Origin of the sequence: Vibrio sp. FF145 (assembly GCF_041439075.1) — a bacterium.
In the GTDB taxonomy this organism is placed as follows: domain Bacteria; phylum Pseudomonadota; class Gammaproteobacteria; order Enterobacterales; family Vibrionaceae; genus Vibrio; species Vibrio tasmaniensis_A.
Map to the genome: position 1 here is coordinate 1 of NZ_JBGONH010000078.1, position 17,338 is coordinate 17,338.

The 17,338-nt window shown below is 44.8% G+C and carries 17 protein-coding genes, 2 pseudogenes and 1 riboswitch; of the genes and pseudogenes, 6 read left to right on the plus strand and 13 right to left on the minus strand.

Annotated features, from left to right (window positions below; all coding sequences use genetic code 11):
- Positions 1 to 55 precede the first annotated feature (55 nt).
- Positions 56 to 373 (minus strand): annotated as a pseudogene (locus tag ACED42_RS20355) (PACE efflux transporter); the annotation flags it as partial.
- A gap of 138 nt (positions 374 to 511) precedes the next feature.
- Here ACED42_RS20355 and ACED42_RS20360 point away from each other — a divergent pair.
- Positions 512 to 1,414, plus strand: a complete 903-nt coding sequence (locus ACED42_RS20360; RefSeq protein WP_061021942.1) for a LysR family transcriptional regulator — start codon at positions 512 to 514, stop codon at positions 1,412 to 1,414.
- Positions 1,415 to 1,833: 419 nt separating this feature from the next.
- Positions 1,834 to 2,178: a hypothetical protein gene (locus ACED42_RS20365; protein ID WP_009844840.1), complete on the plus strand. Its 345-nt coding sequence runs from the start codon at positions 1,834 to 1,836 to the stop codon at positions 2,176 to 2,178.
- A 124-nt stretch (positions 2,179 to 2,302) separates the two neighbouring features.
- Here the strand turns inward: ACED42_RS20365 and thiE are convergent, their stop codons facing one another.
- The gene (thiE, locus tag ACED42_RS20370; protein ID WP_102278720.1) at positions 2,303 to 2,920 is read right to left on the minus strand and encodes a thiamine phosphate synthase; all 618 of its coding nucleotides are present in this window, start codon (positions 2,918 to 2,920) and stop codon (positions 2,303 to 2,305) included.
- A 260-nt stretch (positions 2,921 to 3,180) separates the two neighbouring features.
- On the opposite strand from thiE, the gene ACED42_RS20375 reads away from it, so the two are divergent.
- Positions 3,181 to 5,124, plus strand: coding sequence for a methyl-accepting chemotaxis protein (locus ACED42_RS20375; RefSeq protein WP_371703940.1), 1,944 nt, complete (start codon positions 3,181 to 3,183; stop codon positions 5,122 to 5,124).
- Between the two features lie 138 nt (positions 5,125 to 5,262).
- Here ACED42_RS20375 and thiM read toward each other — a convergent pair whose 3' ends face one another.
- The 11 genes from thiM to ACED42_RS20430 all read right to left on the minus strand — a co-directional run bounded on the left by thiM (position 5,263) and on the right by ACED42_RS20430 (position 15,362).
- Positions 5,263 to 6,048 (minus strand): hydroxyethylthiazole kinase, encoded by a 786-nt coding sequence (thiM, locus tag ACED42_RS20380; RefSeq protein ID WP_371703942.1) that lies wholly within the window; start codon positions 6,046 to 6,048, stop codon positions 5,263 to 5,265.
- Between the two features lie 29 nt (positions 6,049 to 6,077).
- Positions 6,078 to 6,758, minus strand: coding sequence for a thiaminase II (gene tenA, locus ACED42_RS20385; RefSeq protein WP_004731635.1), 681 nt, complete (start codon positions 6,756 to 6,758; stop codon positions 6,078 to 6,080).
- Between the two features lie 8 nt (positions 6,759 to 6,766).
- A complete protein-coding gene (locus tag ACED42_RS20390; protein ID WP_017068449.1) occupies positions 6,767 to 7,723 on the minus strand; it encodes an ABC transporter substrate-binding protein in 957 nt (318 codons plus the stop codon).
- 46 nt (positions 7,724 to 7,769) lie between these two features.
- The gene (locus ACED42_RS20395; RefSeq protein ID WP_371703943.1) at positions 7,770 to 8,585 is read right to left on the minus strand and encodes an ABC transporter permease; all 816 of its coding nucleotides are present in this window, start codon (positions 8,583 to 8,585) and stop codon (positions 7,770 to 7,772) included.
- Positions 8,578 to 9,336: an ABC transporter ATP-binding protein gene (locus ACED42_RS20400; RefSeq protein ID WP_102257588.1), complete on the minus strand. Its 759-nt coding sequence runs from the start codon at positions 9,334 to 9,336 to the stop codon at positions 8,578 to 8,580. The genes ACED42_RS20395 and ACED42_RS20400 overlap by 8 nt, the downstream gene beginning before the upstream one ends.
- Positions 9,326 to 10,219 (minus strand): bifunctional hydroxymethylpyrimidine kinase/phosphomethylpyrimidine kinase, encoded by an 894-nt coding sequence (thiD, locus tag ACED42_RS20405; protein WP_371703945.1) that lies wholly within the window; start codon positions 10,217 to 10,219, stop codon positions 9,326 to 9,328. Before thiD ends, ACED42_RS20400 begins: the two co-directional genes overlap by 11 nt.
- 96 nt (positions 10,220 to 10,315) lie before the next feature.
- Positions 10,316 to 10,427, minus strand: a riboswitch (TPP riboswitch).
- A gap of 98 nt (positions 10,428 to 10,525) precedes the next feature.
- Positions 10,526 to 11,443 (minus strand): DMT family transporter, encoded by a 918-nt coding sequence (locus tag ACED42_RS20410; protein ID WP_135443853.1) that lies wholly within the window; start codon positions 11,441 to 11,443, stop codon positions 10,526 to 10,528.
- A gap of 85 nt (positions 11,444 to 11,528) precedes the next feature.
- Positions 11,529 to 12,257 carry a helix-turn-helix domain-containing protein gene (locus ACED42_RS20415; RefSeq protein WP_371694553.1) on the minus strand — a complete coding sequence of 243 codons (729 nt, stop codon included), beginning with the start codon at positions 12,255 to 12,257 and terminating at the stop codon, positions 11,529 to 11,531.
- Between the two features lie 174 nt (positions 12,258 to 12,431).
- The gene (locus ACED42_RS20420) at positions 12,432 to 13,460 is read right to left on the minus strand and encodes a DUF4382 domain-containing protein (RefSeq protein WP_371703947.1); all 1,029 of its coding nucleotides are present in this window, start codon (positions 13,458 to 13,460) and stop codon (positions 12,432 to 12,434) included.
- A 422-nt stretch (positions 13,461 to 13,882) separates the two neighbouring features.
- Positions 13,883 to 14,134 carry a DUF2999 family protein gene (locus ACED42_RS20425; RefSeq protein ID WP_009844829.1) on the minus strand — a complete coding sequence of 84 codons (252 nt, stop codon included), beginning with the start codon at positions 14,132 to 14,134 and terminating at the stop codon, positions 13,883 to 13,885.
- Between the two features lie 130 nt (positions 14,135 to 14,264).
- Positions 14,265 to 15,362 (minus strand): YdcF family protein, encoded by a 1,098-nt coding sequence (locus tag ACED42_RS20430; RefSeq protein WP_102451194.1) that lies wholly within the window; start codon positions 15,360 to 15,362, stop codon positions 14,265 to 14,267.
- A 498-nt stretch (positions 15,363 to 15,860) separates the two neighbouring features.
- Between ACED42_RS20430 and ACED42_RS20435 the strand changes: the two genes are divergently transcribed.
- From ACED42_RS20435 to ACED42_RS20445, 3 genes and pseudogenes are all read left to right on the plus strand, one after another.
- A complete protein-coding gene (locus ACED42_RS20435) occupies positions 15,861 to 16,535 on the plus strand; it encodes a glutathione S-transferase family protein (protein WP_371703950.1) in 675 nt (224 codons plus the stop codon).
- A gap of 274 nt (positions 16,536 to 16,809) precedes the next feature.
- Positions 16,810 to 17,043, plus strand: a pseudogene (locus ACED42_RS20440) (transcriptional regulator); the annotation flags it as partial.
- A complete protein-coding gene (locus tag ACED42_RS20445) occupies positions 17,043 to 17,300 on the plus strand; it encodes a hypothetical protein (protein ID WP_371703951.1) in 258 nt (85 codons plus the stop codon). The pseudogene ACED42_RS20440 and the gene ACED42_RS20445, both read left to right, overlap by 1 nt.
- Positions 17,301 to 17,338 lie beyond the last annotated feature (38 nt).

The window sequence follows — 17,338 nt, forward strand, 5'->3', positions numbered from 1 at the left end:
CCATATCACTTACTACCGTTTTTGTTTTAAGTTCCCGCTAATCCGCGATGAACCTTAAAAATGCCGGCCAAATCCCCACATTAAGCAAGAAAGCCATCACTGGGATCGTCGCTATCAACAAGCCTGCTTCAAACAAAACCACATGGAATATTCTCAGCTTAAGTGAACGCTGAGATTTTTCACCCGTAAAGTAGCGATCAAAAATGCGGTTAAAACAGTAATTCCAAATCATAGCGATTGTCGCAACAACTATCATGGTTCCTGATAAGGCATTCACATCATGATCGGTAAATATCGCTAAACCAATAATTGAAAGTGTTACAGCCAAAACTTCGAATAATACTGAGTGAAATACTCTTTCTAACGTACTCATACATTCCTCCGAATAATCTAGTATGGGTTGGATTAGCTCGGATTATGTCATCGGAAATAATAAGAGAAAGTTAACAGCCATCACGATTAGTGATAGCCTGAGCATTATCATCCCATTTGGTATTGAGCGAGAAGTAACATGTACAGTTTTGAGCAACTAAAAGTCTTCGTCACCGTGTGTGAAAGTGGCTCTTTTTCTGCTGCAGCACGCAAGCTGAAACGCGCTCAGTCTGGTGTCAGCCAATCGATCGCCAACCTAGAAATAGCCATCGATCAAGAGCTGTTTAACCGCGAGAAAAACATCCCTGTTTTGACCAACACAGGTAAAGCCTTATTGCCTGTCGCTAAGTCGATTCTCGACCAACAAAAGTACTTCGACCAAAAAGTAGAATCGCTGACACAAGAAGATGAACACGAACTGATCATTGCCATTGATGAGAGCATCATAGATAAGAATTTCATTAAGATAATCAGCTCACTAGCTGATCAGTTTCCAATCACACACTTCGATATTATTACCACCTCAACCTTCGATGTTGAAGACTTAGTCAGACGCGGCAAAGCACAGATAGGCATCATCTATGCGGATGGTGAACTTAAAGTAGATATGGACTTCTTCTTACTGGGTCAAGCACGTTTTCTTACAGTTAGCTCCGCCACTCACGAGCTGAGCCAAATGCCCGTCGTTCAAGACTCAGACCTAAAGCGCTACCGCCAATGTGTGCATCGTAGTTCTAAGCAGCGCGAATTGTGGTTCACCTATGGCATCAGCTCCATGCTTTGGTATGCCAACAACCACAAAACGATCATCGATCTCGTTGAACAGAACGTAGGGTGGGCAAATGTGCCTGAAATGATGGTGATGGAAGGGATTCAGAAAGGTGATCTCGTAGCACTGCCAGTGGCACACGAGCATGGTGGTTGGATTACTCCAGTGGGTTGTTTGGTGTCTCGCAGCCATATCAATGGCCCAGTGTTAACAAGTTTACTTGAAAAACTAAAAGGCCACTCATTAGAGAACAATCAATGGCAAGCCAACTAATCTCCCCCCAATTCTTGAGTTCAGCCTATTTCAGCAACTGAATCCTAAGTCAATGACGGTTGTGTTTTCTCCAGCACTACCTCATTTCCGCTTTTCGTGCCGATAATTTTCTTTGTCGTGTGGATAAAACACCCTAGTTGATATCCCAAAGTGACATAACTAGTATGCGATCCCAAAGGGTTTGTCTTATCAAACTGATATCGACAAACCCAAATCGCTCTTTAACACCACTGACCCAACTTCAAATCTCCCACATAAGTGCCCCTGCCCTGCAACCACTTGTGAAAGCTTCAAATAGATCACTTTTGAATATTGATTCGCACCCAGTTTATGAGCCCTCTTCGAGTGCTTTTTTATATCTAAATGAACCTTTTGGAAAATTTGTCGTGAACGTTTTAAGAAATATTTGCCCTGAGAAAATGGGCAAAGAGCGTAACAAACGAGAGTATGATTTACGCGTACTTAATTGTGTCAGTGAAAGCGAGTATGAATCGCGTATGGCAGTTTGGAATAGCTTAACTTTGGTTGCTACTCCGTCTGTTTCAGAAACAAAAGGCTTCATCGATGAGGCTTTCAACAAACTTCAGCAAGACTTGAAAGAAGCCAGCCGCGAGTTATCGATAAACTACACAGACTTCATTGCAATGGCGCATGAAGAACTCAACTACATTAAGGTGTTTGTTGCTGATAAGACCGCACAATACGGCTGGTATGCCGCGATCGTTCTTATGATCATCGGTACTGTTGCTTTATGCGCTCAGTAAACCAAACTGTGTATTAAATAAATTGCCTTAAAAGCTCAAGCGATAAACATAAGCACATATCTGTGCTTATGTTTTAGCTAGAAAACAAACAGTTAAACTCATTTATCTTCTAGTCTAAAAGCCTTCACTCTCCCATCAGAGACAACAGATCCCGCGTCGCTTGTTTTGGATCTTCAGCGTGACATATCGCAGATACCAGTGCTAACCCATGAATACCGCTCTCAACTAACTGCGGGATGTTCGATTCGTTAATTCCACCAATACCGACAATCGGTAGCTTCGTTGTCTCCAACGCCATTTTAATTCCATCATAGCCCCAATGTTTCTTTAGATTCGTCTTGGTCGGTGTGGCAAAAAGCGCACTGAGGCCAATGTAATCGATCGGTAAGCTATCGGCTTCTTGTAACTGCTGTTCAGTTTCAATTGATAACCCAAGAATCTTATCTGGACCTATCAACTGGCGTGCTAACTCTGCAGGCATATCAGACTGTCCTAAATGTAAGCCGTCAGCATCCACAGCCAACGCAACGTCTACCCGATCGTTAATGATCAGCGGTACGCCAGAGCCAGCCAAAATCGACTTAACGGCCTGCGCTCGTTCAATAAAAGCTCTCACATCTCCATGCTTCTCTCTTACTTGAACCATAGTGACACCACCAGCGATTGCTTGTTCAACCACAAACTTAAGCGTTTCTAAATCTTGTTGGTCATCCGTTACTAAGTAGAGCTTATAAGGGTTCATATCGTGCCTTTGGAGTCGGAGTCTAAATTGAGTTGCTACCATTTTACCGACAATTCGCATCATGTGCATGGAAGTTAATACTAAATTAGCTCAATTAAGCGCGCACCATTGAATATACAACTCGTTGAAAGCATACCAAAAATCCTGAAATTTTTAACGAAAGCGTTACTTATTACACAAACTATTCACTTAAGCCTGTCCAGAACGCTGTTTTATGGAATACTTCGCTATGAAGGAATCAGGTAAATATAGGGATAGTTATGCGCCACCTTTCTATAGCGTTTAAGATCAAGCTGGGTTATGCCATCTGCTTACTCTTTTTCGTCATTTCAGGCCTTGTGAGTTACAAAGGTATCCAAACTTTGTCGAACGGCTTTAGCCAGTACAGTGAGCTCAGCCACAAGGCGACATTATCAGGCAACATTCAAGTGCACTTTCTTCAGATGCGTTTAGCCTCTGAACGTTACTTAGAGTCATTGGATGAGCAATACGAAACGAATTATCAATCAAGCAAACTCGCGATTGATGAACTGCTCAACAACTTAATTCAAACCACTACCAAAACCGATAGCCTAGCTAGCCTGCAATTAGTGCAAGACAGCGTGGCGGCATTTGACACGGCTTATGGCTCAATGAAACAGAGCCAGCTGCTCATCGACCAATTGGTGAATGTCGAGATGGTCAAACGAGAAACCAACGCCCTCAAAGCCGCGCAAAGCTTGTTGTATGAGTCGTACAACAACAATGATCCAAACGCGAGCTTATACGCGGGTATGTTGATGGAGAACTTCCTCGCAGCCAAGATCACTGTACTGAGTTACTCAAACAACAACGACCTAAAAACCTATGAAGCGGGTAAAGATATCTTTGAATACGCGTTGCCGGGTATTGAAGGCGATATTGAATCTCTTAAATCATCCCCTTACCAAAGCGAGCTTATTGAAGACTTCTCTAACCAGCGCGAAGCGTATGCAAAAGGCTTTGAGCAAGTTCATCAACAAATGATTGAAAACACTCAAAGAACTGCAACGCTTGCCTCGATTGGTGACAGCTTGGCTATCGCAGTAGCGGATGCTCAAAGTATTCTAGAGCAACAGAAACAAGCATTAACGCCAGAACTGCAAGCCAGTGAAAAACGTTCAGTTCAAATCATCTTCTTGCTAACGGGCGTGGCTTTGGTGATTGGCATGACGAGCGCCGTTTTGGTGACTCGCTCTATCACCAAAGGCATCGCACAAGTTAAACAGATCACCAATGAGCTTTCTCAAGGTAACTTAAATGTTGAAGTGAACATTGAGAGCAAGAACGAAATCGGCGAACTGCTGACCAACATGGAGATCACCATTGAATCTCTGCGCGATATTGTTGGTCAAGTGAACCGTTCTAGTGTGCGTATTGGTGAGATGTCGGAGTCGCTGAATCAAGTGACCAATAACAGCTCGACCAACGCAACACAGTTGAACAATGAGATGATCAATATCTCTTCTGCCGTTGATCAATTGGCTTCCAGCACATCAGAAATTGCTGAAAGTGCTAACCACGCGTCTCAAGTTGCAAACCAAGCAACCGAGAATGTGGCGATGGGTCTAAAAGAAGTCGACAAAACACTGCACGAAATTGGCAGCGCTGATGAAAGCATGCAGGTGAGCAGTCAAAAAGTGACTGACCTACATAAAGAGTCGATGAATATTGGTGCCATTCTTGAAGTCATCAAAGGCGTTTCTGAGCAAACTAACCTACTGGCATTGAACGCGGCTATCGAAGCTGCGCGCGCAGGTGAACAAGGTCGTGGGTTTGCTGTGGTAGCCGATGAAGTAAGAACGCTCGCTAAGCGTACTCAAGATTCTGCAAGCCAGATTGATGAACTCATCACCTCACTGCAACGTGGCGCTAAAGATGCGTTAGAGTCGATTAAAGAGAGTCACAGCACGGTTTCAGATGCTTCAACTCAGGCACAACAAGCTTCTCAGAACTTACATGTGATTAACCAACACATCCAAGATTTGAATCAGGCCAACAGCCAAATTGCAGTATCTGTAGATGAGCAAGATTGCTTGACCAAGTCACTGGGTGAAAACGCGCAAGGTGCCAATACCATCGCGCAGAGCAACCAAGAGTCTGTAAGCAGCATTTCTGGCGCAGCGAGCGACTTAACCGAAGTTGCTCATCACTTAGAAAACCAAGTGAATCGATTTAGAACCTAACGAAGCCAATTGCTCATATAACGAGATAGCTAACACGACGACGAGTTAATACGGTTTTGAAGCACCAATAGAAAAGCCCTCAAACACATATGTGTTGAGGGCTTTTTAATAAGCTAGGAATACAGATCTAGATTGAATCTACTGAACCTTCAAACGTTGGATCAACGTATCTTCATCGAGTTGATACAGCTCATCAAGCAAGTTCATTTGCAAGCTACCTGGGCCACGAGAGTTCTCAGCCGAGATTTCGCCAACCACACCCAATACCGCAGCAGCAGCCAAACCACTGTCATCACCGACAGCCGCGAAAGCGCCCGTCAATGCCGTTAAGGTACAACCCATGCCTGTGACATAAGGCATCATCGGATGACCATTGTTTAACGTCACAACACTGTCTTTCGTGACAACGTAATCCGTCTCACCAGAAATAACCACATTCGCGCCGTATTCAGCCACTAAGCATTGCGCTGCGCCTAATGCAGCATCACTGCTATCTAGTGCATCAACACCTTTGCTTTGTGCTTGCTCACCCGCTAGCGCGATAATCTCAGACGCGTTACCACGAATGATCAACTTTTCGGCTAAGCGTGCAATTTCACGAGAAGTCTCGGTACGCAGCGTACTTGCGCCACAACCTACAGGGTCAAGAACCACAACCTTATTATTCGCGTTAGCCTGCTCGACCGCGAAGCGCATTCTTGGCGTCCAAACACTATCAAGCGTGCCAATGTTAATCACAAGCGCACCAGAGAAAGACATCATCTCAGCCAGTTCTTGTTGTGAGTGTGCCATGATAGGCGAAGCGCCAATCGCCAATAACGCATTAGCTGTGTTGTTCATCACGACGTAGTTGGTGATGTTCACAACCAGTGGTTTTTGCTCTCGTACTGCGCGCAACGATTGGATGATTTGTTCAGTTAGCATGGATAAATCCTTATTCGTAAAAGTCGCTTTTAAGCCGCTGTTGAATCATTAAGAGCGTTCAGCCCTTGCTGCCAAAAAGCCACTTCCATACGCGTTGCGGTTTTGAAGATATGAACGATGTTCTGACCGCGCTCGCTGTTGATATCAATTTCAGCAAGCAGCTGGTTGAAGTATTCCGCGCCCGTTGCTACGCCAGACTGGAACTCTTCACTGCCATACAGTTGCAGCCAACTTGCGTATGGGTTGCCTTCTAATACGGTATCGCTGCTTTCTAACAGCGCTTTACCAATCACAGCGTAACCAATGGAACACGGAGCCAGTGCCGCATAAAGATCGACAAGGTCACCCGTCATACCCGCATCCAGAACGTAGCGCGTGTAAGCGACTGTACCGAAATCCTCGGGCTCGTTTTCCAAATCAGATTCAGTTAAACCCCACTGACCACAATAAGTCACGTGGTGAGAGATTTCAGAATCTAATAAAGCATGAACACTTGGCAGTGCACGACGCATATCAGCCAAGGTTTTAGCCTTGTAAATTGCCAATGCATAAGCGCGAGCATACTGCTTCAAAAACAGAAAATCTTGCTTCAGGTAATGCAAAAAACACGGCTGAGCGAGCGTGCCGTTTGCCAGCGTTTTAACAAAATCATGTTCAGTGTAGTCTTGCCAATCTTGTTGACAGGCTTGGATTAAGTCTTGGTATTTCATGAGATTCCTTAGTCAAAAGTCGGTACGTAGTCAGCGGCTTTTGGTAGTGATTTGATGATGCCTTTGTCGAACATGAACTGTGCATAATCGTCGTAACGCTTTAGGTCAACAGCAGAAGGGCGAAGTGCAAAACGAGTCAGCGTGTCGTTCCATGCGCGTTGGTTAAGCTCGTTGTTCAACGTATCTGGTGAATACGCCACAAACTCACTCCATGACTCTTGTGGGTGGTTCACAATGTAAGTTGTTGCTTGCTCTAATGCTTTGTTGAACGCTTTGATCGCTTCATCGTCGTGCTGCTTTGCGTTCGCAACAAAAATAAGCTCATCGTAAGCTGGCACACCGTGCTCTTCTGGGAAGAACGCTTTTGCTTTAAAGCCTTCAAGGGCTAACTGGTTGGTTTCGAAGTTACGTAGGCCACCCCAAATTGCATCTACCTTGCCTGATGCCAATGAAGATGAAAGTGCCCAACCGACATTGATGGTTTGCACGTCCGTAAACGCTACATTTTCTTGCGCTAACATAGTGCCAATTGTTGCTTCTTCGTTACCTGCGATCGCAATACCGATCTTCTTGCCTTTCAGATCCGCTAGCGAATCGTTCTTGCCGTTATCCAGTACCATTAGTGTGTTTAGTGGCGTCGCGATAAGGGTTGATGCACGAACTAAAGGAAGGCCCGCTGCCACATCCATGGTTAAACTTGGTTGGTAAGTTACCGCTAAATCGACCTTACCTGCCGCGACCAATTTTGCCGGTGTGCTTGGGTCTGCGGGTTCTTGAATTTCGATATCTAAGCCTTGGTCAGCAAAATAACCACGCTCTTGAGCGATCACAATCGGGCCATGGTTCGGGTTCACAAACCAATCCAGCATCAGTGTCAGTTTCTTTTGTTCAGAGTCCGCTAGAGCATGACCTGAAACCAATGAAGCAAGCAGTGCCACTGCACCTATCAATTTTGTATTTTTCACGGTTAACCTTTCCTTTTGAATATTATTCTTATGTTGAGCGAAGCCATCATTGGTTTTCCCAAGGGATAGCTTTTTTGAGTAATTTATCTGTAACGAAGTAGAGCGAGATAGACAGCACCGCCAAGATGAACAAAGCAGCAAACATCTCATCAATGATCATGCGTGCGTTGGCCTGTAGCATTAGGTAACCCAGCCCCTCACTCGAACCAACCCACTCGCCGACGACCGCTCCAATTGGCGCAATCACCACTGCCACACGAATGCCAGACGCTAAGGTTGGCAGTGCAGCAGGAAGTTGGATATGGCGAAGCAATTGCCACTTCGATGCACCCATGGTCTTAGCAAGATCAAGATAACCAGTCGGTGTATTTCGCAGACCGTCGTAACAACAAGTGGTCACGGGGAAGAAGATAATGATCGCCGCCATGACGACCTTTGATGCGATGCCATAACCCAGCCACAGCATCAATACTGGCGCAATCGCAAACACAGGGATGGCTTGGCTAGCAATTAAGATAGGCAACAACCAGCGTTTCAGCGGTTCGAACATCAACATCTGTAGGGCGAAAAACAGCCCCATGGATAAACCGAGCAATAGACCAAGTAAGATCTCCTGCGCAGTCACCCAAGTGTGTTTGAGTAGCACATCGTAACGTTCAATAAGTTTTAAAAAGACTTCTGCAGGCGCTGGCAGAATGAAGCTAGGCATCTCAAAGATAACCACCACCATTTGCCATAAACCGAGAATCACAGCACTGCTGATAAGCAAACGCATAACGGGATTCATCTGACGAGGGCGTGTAGTGGTAGTCTGTACGCTAGCTGAACGCGCCACAGCTTCGCTTCGCGTTAGATCATTCATAATCACGCTCCAACTGATCTAAGATCGCTTGTTGTAACTCAGCACATTCACCGTCTAACACTCTTGGTGTCGCTGTATTAGGCACAGACAGTGACTGTGCACTCGCCGGAGTGCCTTGCAACACATACAAGTTATCCGCCAAACGCACCGCTTCTTGTGGATCATGAGTAATCAACACAACGGTTTTATCTCTTAACAGTTCACAAGCTAAGCTCTGTAACTTATGTCTTGTTACCGCATCCAGCGCAGAGAAAGGTTCGTCCATCAGCACAACAGGTTTGTCTTGCATTAAGGTGCGAGCCAAAGCAACACGCTGGCGCATACCACCAGACAACTGATCCGGCATAGTAGACGCGTGATCAGCCAAACCAACAGCAGCGAGCAACTCTAGTGCTTGATTGGTTTGCTGTGCTTTATCAAAAGCTGGATTTTGAAAGCGATGACTCAGACATACATTGTCGATAACCGACAACCACGGCAGTAACAAGTCCTGCTGCGCCATGTAAGCGATGCGATCCGTTAAAGGCAGTTCATCAGAGGTTACCAATGTGCCCTGCCACTCTACCTTGTCGTCCAACAAGCCCGCCAGATAACGCAATACCGTGGTTTTCCCGCAGCCACTTCTACCCAACAATACCGTCCACTTACCTGCGTTTAAGCTAAGCGACAACCCAGACAAGGTCGCGTGCTCACTGTCGTTATAACGTAAAGAGGCATTGCTGAGTTGAACGCCAATCGTATTAACGGACATTACCGTGCCCAGCGAAGAAGTGATTTACAGGGCCATGGCCTTGACCGACTTGCAACTCATCAGCGTTAGCTATTGCGCGCGAAATGTATTGTTTTCCTAGGTCAACAGCCTCTGAAAGCGTGTTGCCTTGAGCCAAGAAAGAAGCAATGGCAGATGAGAGCGTACAACCCGTGCCGTGGGTATTTTTAGTAGGAAAACGCTTCGCGCTAATCAGAGCAGATGTGGTTGGCAGAATCAGTAAATCGTTACTGTTCTCATCTTTCTCCAGGTGGCCACCTTTCAAGAGAACGGCTTTAGCACCCAGTGCGCGTAAGTCTTCAATCATGCCCTGCATTTCAGCTTCGCTTTCAGGTACTGGCTTGCCTGTTAATGCAGCACCTTCTGGTAAGTTAGGAGTAATGATATCTGCCAGCGGAATCAGCTCTTGTTTCAGCGTGGTGATAGCCGAGTTTTCTAACAGCAGATCACCACTTGTCGCGACCATGACAGGGTCAATCACTAAGTGTTTAGGTCGGTACTGCTTAATTTTGTCTGCAACGACTTTGATGATTTGCGAATCAGCCAACATGCCGACTTTTACTGCCACGATATTGAGATCAGTAAAAACCGCATCTAACTGGCTAGCGACATGGTCGAGTGGAATAGGAAAAATGGCTGACACGCCTTGAGTGTTCTGGGAAGTGATAGCGGTAATTACCGAACAAGCGAAACTACCGGTAGCAGACATAGCTTTAATATCCGCTTGGATACCTGCACCGCCGCCACTGTCAGAACCTGCGATAGTCAATACAATCGGAGTGTTCGTTCGAATCGAACCATCAGCAGAGTGCTGCTGTGTTGAGGATTTTGGCGTTAAATCTTTTGAAATAGAACTGTGTGTCATTGTCGCTCCTACTATCTTACAAGACGCAGGAGAACGAACACCGATCGAAGGAGAAGTCGCATTAGGCTCATGAAAGCTTTCATGGGTGCAGACGTAGATCGAGTGCTTATAGTTCCCTACGCCAGTGTTAACTGAATCAGGTTCAACGGGTCTCGACTAACGATCTCAGCAAACACCAAATAAGGTATATGCCCCCCGACTATTGATAGCGATAATAACAGCACTCTTAAAACTGAGATACTCATTTTATTCAATTATACTAATTACGCATGAATAAATTTCAATTAGGCTCTATAAAACAAATGCTTATAACGTTCCTTTAGATGGATTCGACTGTATAAACAAGCACAACACAATCAGAGACATACCTAACCAGCCTATAAAAGGAATCAGCTCACCGACAACACAGACGGCAAGCACCGCTGCAACTACCGGTTCAAACAGAGTCAGCAGATTGGCACTGCTCGCAGTCACGTGGCGTAAACCAAAACTGAACGCGATATAGCCCAAGCATTGTGGGATTAACGTCAGATAGCTGATGACTAATACATTGGTCTGTGAGGAAAACAGGTTCTCACCAGTAAACCAGAGCGTTGGCAGCAACAGCATCGCACCAAGGCCAAAAATACTGCCCATCGCTGCTTGTGACTTAATCCCTTTATCGATCAGTGCTTTTGTCGCCCAAGAATAAATGGCGTAACACAACCCAGCGACCAGACCTAAGCCAATACCTAACAGCTTGAGATCATCACCGGATTCGTTCGCCGATGAAGATTCTGAAAACACCAACAATCCAATACCTACCACACCAATCGCAAAGCTAGTGAGCCAACGTTTGTTGATATTATTCTTTTTGCTAATCAGACACTCTAACAGTGCCGAAAAGAAAGGTGCGGTCGCAATCGAAACCACGGTACCAATCGCCACACCTGATAATTTCATTGAAGAATAGAAAGCTAAAGGATAGACCGCCAAAGCCAAAGCACTCGCTGCCAACAGCTTCTTGTTCTGTAAAAGCTTGTCGAAAGCGAATAGGATTTTTCGATACGCCAAGCCCGCTTGTATTAGGCCACCGACGCCCATAGAAAAAGCGCCAATTGCTAATGGGCTTAGATCAGGAGCAAAACTTGCGGCGGTGCCTGTCGTGCCCCATAAAATAGAAGCAAACAAGATGGCTAAAGTGCCCGTTTGAAATTCGTTAACGCGATTGATGGCAAGATTCATTTCTATTACCCAATTTTCAGTTCTGAAATAGATAATAGTGAAGATGCCTTAAAATTAGTTTGCAGAACGGACGCTATTGTTGTTTCTAAAGACTCTCTTTCATTGAGCCCAGAAACGCCCTTGGTGACATCCCAGAGTGCAGAGAGAAGCGACGACTGAAAGCAGAAACATCACTATAACCCACGTTTTCAGCAATCAATTGAACCGGTAAATCGGTATGGGTTAACAGGGCTTGAGCTTTCTCCATACGATAGCGAGTGATGTATTTAAGCGCACTGATGCCCAAGCACTCTTTGAAGCGTTTTTTGAATTGAGTAGGGCTCAAACAGGCCGTTTCTGCAAGTTGTGAAATAGAGAGAGGTTGGGCGTAATTATCCGCTATCAGCCTTTGTACCGTACGGATTCTTGGGTCGATGCTCTTGCTAACTTGTTGTTGCTCTAACAGCAATGAAAACACATCCAAAACTGATGACTCAATGCCACTATCGACCTGATATTCCAGCTGCTTCTCAACAAACAGCAAGAAGCTCATCAAAGGTGGTGTGATCGTAAAAACCGAGAGCTCATGCTCTAACAAGTGCTGCGGCAACTCCGCCATATCCGCGACAATAAACCGCGCGGCTTCATCCGCCTTAAACGCATGTGCTGTGGTTACCGGAATCACCACACATTCTCCCACGGCCACTTTGCCAACATACCCCACCATTTCGATATTAATACTGCCTTGGATCGGCAATACCAATTGATGATGGTCATCATGAGCATGGGTATTAAATTGCTTGGTGTAAGATCGAATGCTTAAGCTAGATTTCATGAGCAACACCGGAATACATTTCGCTAGGTTAAAGTAAGAGAGACAACGTTACATTATCACTTCCCTAGAGTCATACTCAATGCTCATCAAATTCATGCTAACTAGGTGACGTGATCAAAAACGGCCTCCAAATGAGAGGCCGTATTTATTCGAATGTTAAATCACGTCAAAGATTTAAAACGATACTTGGCTATCCTGACCAACCACTACCTGAACACTATTTTGAACATCATAGATTTCAAAACCATCAGCAACCGGATCAGCATTATCTTCATCACTGTCGTGTTGCGCTGTACAGGTATAGCCTAAAGAGTAAGTACCTGAATCAATGAAGCCCAGAGAAAACTCATAGTTGGTCTGCGCTTTATTCAATGTCACTGACGCTGAAGTGATCGGTTTTTTCTCCGCAGGACCACCAATTGGTGCCATGTCAGCTTTAACGATGTCACCTTCATACAAATAAACCGATTGAACGAAGGTATTGTCATTTGTAGGGTTACAAGATCCAAAAGTTGTTGTCGCTACAGTACCTTCAATGTTTCCTGTCTCAACCGTATTGATAAGGCTCACAGATGTTCTTTGAACGGTGTAATCAGGGAGACTTGAACTGTTCTTTAAGCCGCGTCTCAGATCGAACTCAACAACAAAATCGTTACTCTGTTGGTTCACATTGAATGAGTTGTTAAAATACAGCACACCAGCGTTATCTTCTTTACCCACACCTTGCGGGCATGCACCTTCACCTTTCACCGTTAACTGACGGTTCGTATCATCGTTTTCTATAACGTAAGAAGGTGTTGTTGGGTGGTCACCATCATGGGCAAACACACACAACTTATAACTGCCGACCGGGATGACCTCATTTTTGATCAAAGGAAGCGCCTCGCTGCCTTGGTAATCCAATAAATTAACACTTAATGGAATAGGATCCTCACCATCTGGCAATGGGTCACCGTTTTTGTCCACGTAGTTACCGTTTTCGTCCGTTTTATACACGTCATAAACCAATGGCGTACCTCCCTGTCCCGGAAGTAAAGCCACCTTACTGAATGTCACAGTGACGTCTTTAACATCATCAATGGGCGCATCACTTACGCTCAAGGTAATAGGTGTCGTGCTGCTTGATGAACCTGAATCACCGCCACAACCAACAAGCCCAGCCAGCACAAGGCTTGCTAAAGCGGTTTCCTTTAAATACTTCATAATCAATTTCCTATAAATCACTGCTCAATAAAGGGCTTATTTGAGTGCCCTCTTATTCTTTTCCTTAATGTGACTCATAGATAAACCGCGCTTATGGCCCAAATCGGTTAGCCCTGTTATTTGGGGCTTTCTTCATCCAAAAACTCTGTTCATCAAGGTGCACATATCAGGTCGCACATAGGTTAATTAAGTCTAGTAAGTAAATTGTCAGTTGTCGCCCATATTTGGCAAGGTTGCTGTCAATTGTGTTGAAATGGTCGGTATGCATAGGGTCGGAGAGGATGATTTTAAGCAACTTGATCAACGTGAATAATCGCTACCAAGATCAAAAAAGGCCGTTAAGACAGCCTATTGCTCAACTTAAACGACCTTTTCATTGAATTTTGATTAAGCTAAGACGATATCAGCTCAGTCAAACTCACTTATTTTTGAAGTTGCTCTTTAGCGGCTTCAACCTTAGAAAAATCTAGGCCAAGCTCTTCAACTGCTTCTTTGATTAGCGCAGGATTTTGCATTACCTGACCCATCAGCATTTGAAGCTTATCTTGTGGTAAACCAAGTTGGCTGATTGTCGCCATTGCTGCAAGAGGGTTCTCGGTCAACGTCTTGAATATCTCGCTGATCTGCTCGTCGCTAATATTGTTCTCTTTCAACATTGCTAAAATCGGGTTCATTTTTTTGCCTTTGAAACACTAAATTAAGTAGGAGCACAGCATACCATCTAGCTGTGCTCGATTGTACTAACAAGTGACGCTTTGGTTTAACGCGAACCGCACTTTTCCCAAACGCAAATAATGCTTGGGCTTAGCGAGATTCCAGCGGGTAAGAGCGGTAGCTCCACATACCATACGTTCTCAGTGCGTCACGGTAGATACCTAATAGTTCACCACTGCTCGCTTTCTTAAGATCTTCTAGCGGCTTATCTGGGTAAGAAACCGTATCGAAGGTAATGCCCTGAGGGCCAGTTTGCCAGCTCGCAATTTCAAACAGAGTTTGACCACGACGAACATGGCTTGCCGAGCTGATAATGGTCGCATGTTTAATATCATGACGAGCAAGCGCATAGCTACTAAACAAGGCATTGCCTACCGTGCTGGTCGCGTAGTTCTCTTCAATGATACGGTCTTTGCTTACCCCTTTTGAGATAAGCCAATCCGCCATTAACTTGCCTTCTGTCTTATGGTTCTTAGGCACGCCGCCGGTTAACACGATCATCGCGTCTGGGTTCGCTTTCGACATTGCTAATGTCGTTTCAAGACGTTCAATCAAGATCTCATGCATAGAACCATCAGGGTTAAGCGCGTAGCCCAAAGTGACGATGGCACCGTGGTCGCTCAACAGTCCCTTATCTGCAGACTCTTTAAGAGGTGTATCTAACACGCGGTCAACCGTTGCAAAAATACGTTTGATGTCTTTTGCCTTGCCTTTATTCAGGCTTTCCAGTTTCTCCATGTGCTTGTTGGATTCACTTTCATTGCCTTCAAATCTTTGCCAAACCGCAAGATATGCGTGCAAGTCGACATCGTCTGGCGCAACCGTCAGTGCTTGTTCAAACAACTCAATAGCGCGTTCTGCGTTCTTGTTGTAGATCTGAGCGTTCGCTGCCGAGATCAACAAGTCAGTACGGTAAGGTTCTAGCTGGTAAGCTTCTAACAATCGGTTAGTCACAATTTCCATGTTGCTTGGCATTTTAGCCGTGAAGCCCGCGTGAGAAATTCTTGCCGGAGACTTAAACGCCTGCAACGCATCAAGAAGTAATTGGTCGACAACTTGTCGCTTAGTCACCAACTGCGCGTAATCAGCAGAAGCTTGTACTGCGCCATCGTTAGCAGCAAAAGAATAAGGTGTTGCGCCAAAAGCGAGCATGCCACCAAGAGCGAGGGCGATAATGTTCTTTTTCATGGAAAGATCCTGTGTCGTTAAGTGTTCACATCAGATTTGCTCACCAATGTAAGTCCCTAAGATTAAAAAACTGTGAACCACACCAGAATCTCCGAGGTTAATATTCATTTGTTGCATAAGGTGTGGCAACAGATCACGATTTTGAACTTACCAATAAGCCTGTGTATCCAGATAATTCTGGTTTGAACCAGTGCTCAACGTTTTTGTTGGAATATCTGACTGCAGATTTCATACGCCCTATTCCAACAAAGACCACCCATCACAAACCCGAACTCCGCAGAAAACAACACGCCCAAACAGCAACTTTAAGCTCATTTTTTCAACAACTTAAAATCCAACACACCGAATTGTTCGATGTTGATCCTACCCACAGATAACGAAGCTCTAAACATATGGCCGCTAAATGTGAATCGACATATTTTCAAATAATTCAAAATCAGTTATTGAACGATCGTTCAAGTGGTGCTTTAATGAATTATCAATACAAGGAGTTACCCCATGCTTAAGTTCTATTTTCACCAAACCCCCAACCCAATGAAGATCGCTCTGTTTCTAGAAGAGACAGGCCTAGATTTTGAACTCGTTCCTGTTGATACCTTAAAAGGTGAACAACACACACCGGAATATCGCTTAATAAACCCGAATGGTAAAACACCAGCCATTGAAGACGATGGACAGCGCGTGTTCGATTCTAACGCTATCCTTTTGTACCTATCAGAGAAGACTGGCGAGCTTGGGGGACAACAAGAAGACAGAGCTGAACTGCTCTCTTGGATGATGTTTATCGCGAGCGGCCTTGGTCCTTATTCAGGTCAATCGGTACACTTCCGTCATGCAGCGCCAGCAGGCCTAGACTACGCTGTGAACCGTTACCTACGTGAAGCACAACGTCATTACGAAGTGTTAGAAAAGCATATGGAAGGTCGTGAATTTATCGTCGGAAATGAGTACACCATTGTCGATGTCGCTGCATGGGGTTGGATTGATAAAGCACCTTTCGTGCTTGGTGAAGAAGGCCTAGAACCTTACCCGAACTTGAAGCGTTGGTTTAACGCAATCAACGCCCGCCCAGCCGCACTGCGTGCCCGCGAAACCGGTAAAGACGTTGAATTTAAAACCGAACGTGATGAAGAAGCGAAACGAGCACTGTTTCCTTCGAATTATGCGAAGTAGAAGTAGTAGAGTCTGACAATGAGGTCCAGTAGCAATCTGCTGGGCCGTTTACTTCACCTTGATTACTCCAAAATAACCGAGTTCAAAAATCTCCCTCCTGATTCCATCGACCTAACCTACGTATTGAATAAGTGACCTCAAAGTCGTAAGTAACTGTTGCAAGTCATAAAATACTTATTTAGATCTATTTGACATTAAATCATAATGATATTCTATATATCATTAAATATTTCATAGGCTTTGAAACGAGCCTTTAAGTCGATCTAAGCGTGGTTTGTATATGATGGGCATCGAGCACGATGAAACGAGATTCATTGCCGATAAAGAAATTCACCAAGCAGTGAGTGGCACGTACTTAGTGGATATGGACGGCCTACTCTCTCTAGACGACATTCAGCGTTTACCAGGTAAGAAACTAGCGATCAACTTTAACGGGTCGACTCTAACAGTCGAAGAAGATGAAGTAAGAGTTGTCGGTAGAATTGCTTTGGTTATGGAGAAGAAGTGATGGATATCATCGATATCCTCCAACTCAGAAAGGAACATATAGACAGGCTTTCAAGCACTAGCGGTTCGCAAGGTGAAAACTTAGCGATTCAAAAAAACCAACAGTGGGTTGAGAGGCCAAAAGCAAAAGAGCTTAATAATTTACTAAGCCTGCTATCTAAAAGCGGCATCAATATTAAACGAACAAGTTTTAATGCAATAGAGATACCTGAAGGTGTTTCTATTGATTTTGGTTGTTTAGATGTAAGCGTGTCATGAACCCCGCATTCTAATCTTTCAGCGCGAAGAATAAGATC

Excerpts from the sequence above, each read along its gene's own strand:
- ACED42_RS20360 (WP_061021942.1), top strand. The coding sequence starts at position 512 with ATGTACAGTTTTGAGCAACTAAAAGTCTTCGTCACCGTGTGTGAAAGT.
- ACED42_RS20365 (WP_009844840.1), top strand. The coding sequence starts at position 1,834 with ATGGGCAAAGAGCGTAACAAACGAGAGTATGATTTACGCGTACTTAAT.
- thiE (WP_102278720.1), bottom strand. The coding sequence starts at position 2,920 with ATGAACCCTTATAAGCTCTACTTAGTAACGGATGACCAACAAGATTTA.
- ACED42_RS20375 (WP_371703940.1), top strand. The coding sequence starts at position 3,181 with ATGCGCCACCTTTCTATAGCGTTTAAGATCAAGCTGGGTTATGCCATC.
- thiM (WP_371703942.1), bottom strand. The coding sequence starts at position 6,048 with ATGCTAACTGAACAAATCATCCAATCGTTGCGCGCAGTACGAGAGCAA.
- tenA (WP_004731635.1), bottom strand. The coding sequence starts at position 6,758 with ATGAAATACCAAGACTTAATCCAAGCCTGTCAACAAGATTGGCAAGAC.
- ACED42_RS20395 (WP_371703943.1), bottom strand. The coding sequence starts at position 8,585 with ATGAATGATCTAACGCGAAGCGAAGCTGTGGCGCGTTCAGCTAGCGTA.
- ACED42_RS20400 (WP_102257588.1), bottom strand. The coding sequence starts at position 9,336 with ATGTCCGTTAATACGATTGGCGTTCAACTCAGCAATGCCTCTTTACGT.
- thiD (WP_371703945.1), bottom strand. The coding sequence starts at position 10,219 with ATGACACACAGTTCTATTTCAAAAGATTTAACGCCAAAATCCTCAACA.
- ACED42_RS20410 (WP_135443853.1), bottom strand. The coding sequence starts at position 11,443 with ATGAATCTTGCCATCAATCGCGTTAACGAATTTCAAACGGGCACTTTA.
- ACED42_RS20415 (WP_371694553.1), bottom strand. The coding sequence starts at position 12,257 with ATGAAATCTAGCTTAAGCATTCGATCTTACACCAAGCAATTTAATACC.
- ACED42_RS20420 (WP_371703947.1), bottom strand. The coding sequence starts at position 13,460 with ATGAAGTATTTAAAGGAAACCGCTTTAGCAAGCCTTGTGCTGGCTGGG.
- ACED42_RS20425 (WP_009844829.1), bottom strand. The coding sequence starts at position 14,134 with ATGAACCCGATTTTAGCAATGTTGAAAGAGAACAATATTAGCGACGAG.
- ACED42_RS20430 (WP_102451194.1), bottom strand. The coding sequence starts at position 15,362 with ATGAAAAAGAACATTATCGCCCTCGCTCTTGGTGGCATGCTCGCTTTT.
- ACED42_RS20435 (WP_371703950.1), top strand. The coding sequence starts at position 15,861 with ATGCTTAAGTTCTATTTTCACCAAACCCCCAACCCAATGAAGATCGCT.
- ACED42_RS20445 (WP_371703951.1), top strand. The coding sequence starts at position 17,043 with ATGGATATCATCGATATCCTCCAACTCAGAAAGGAACATATAGACAGG.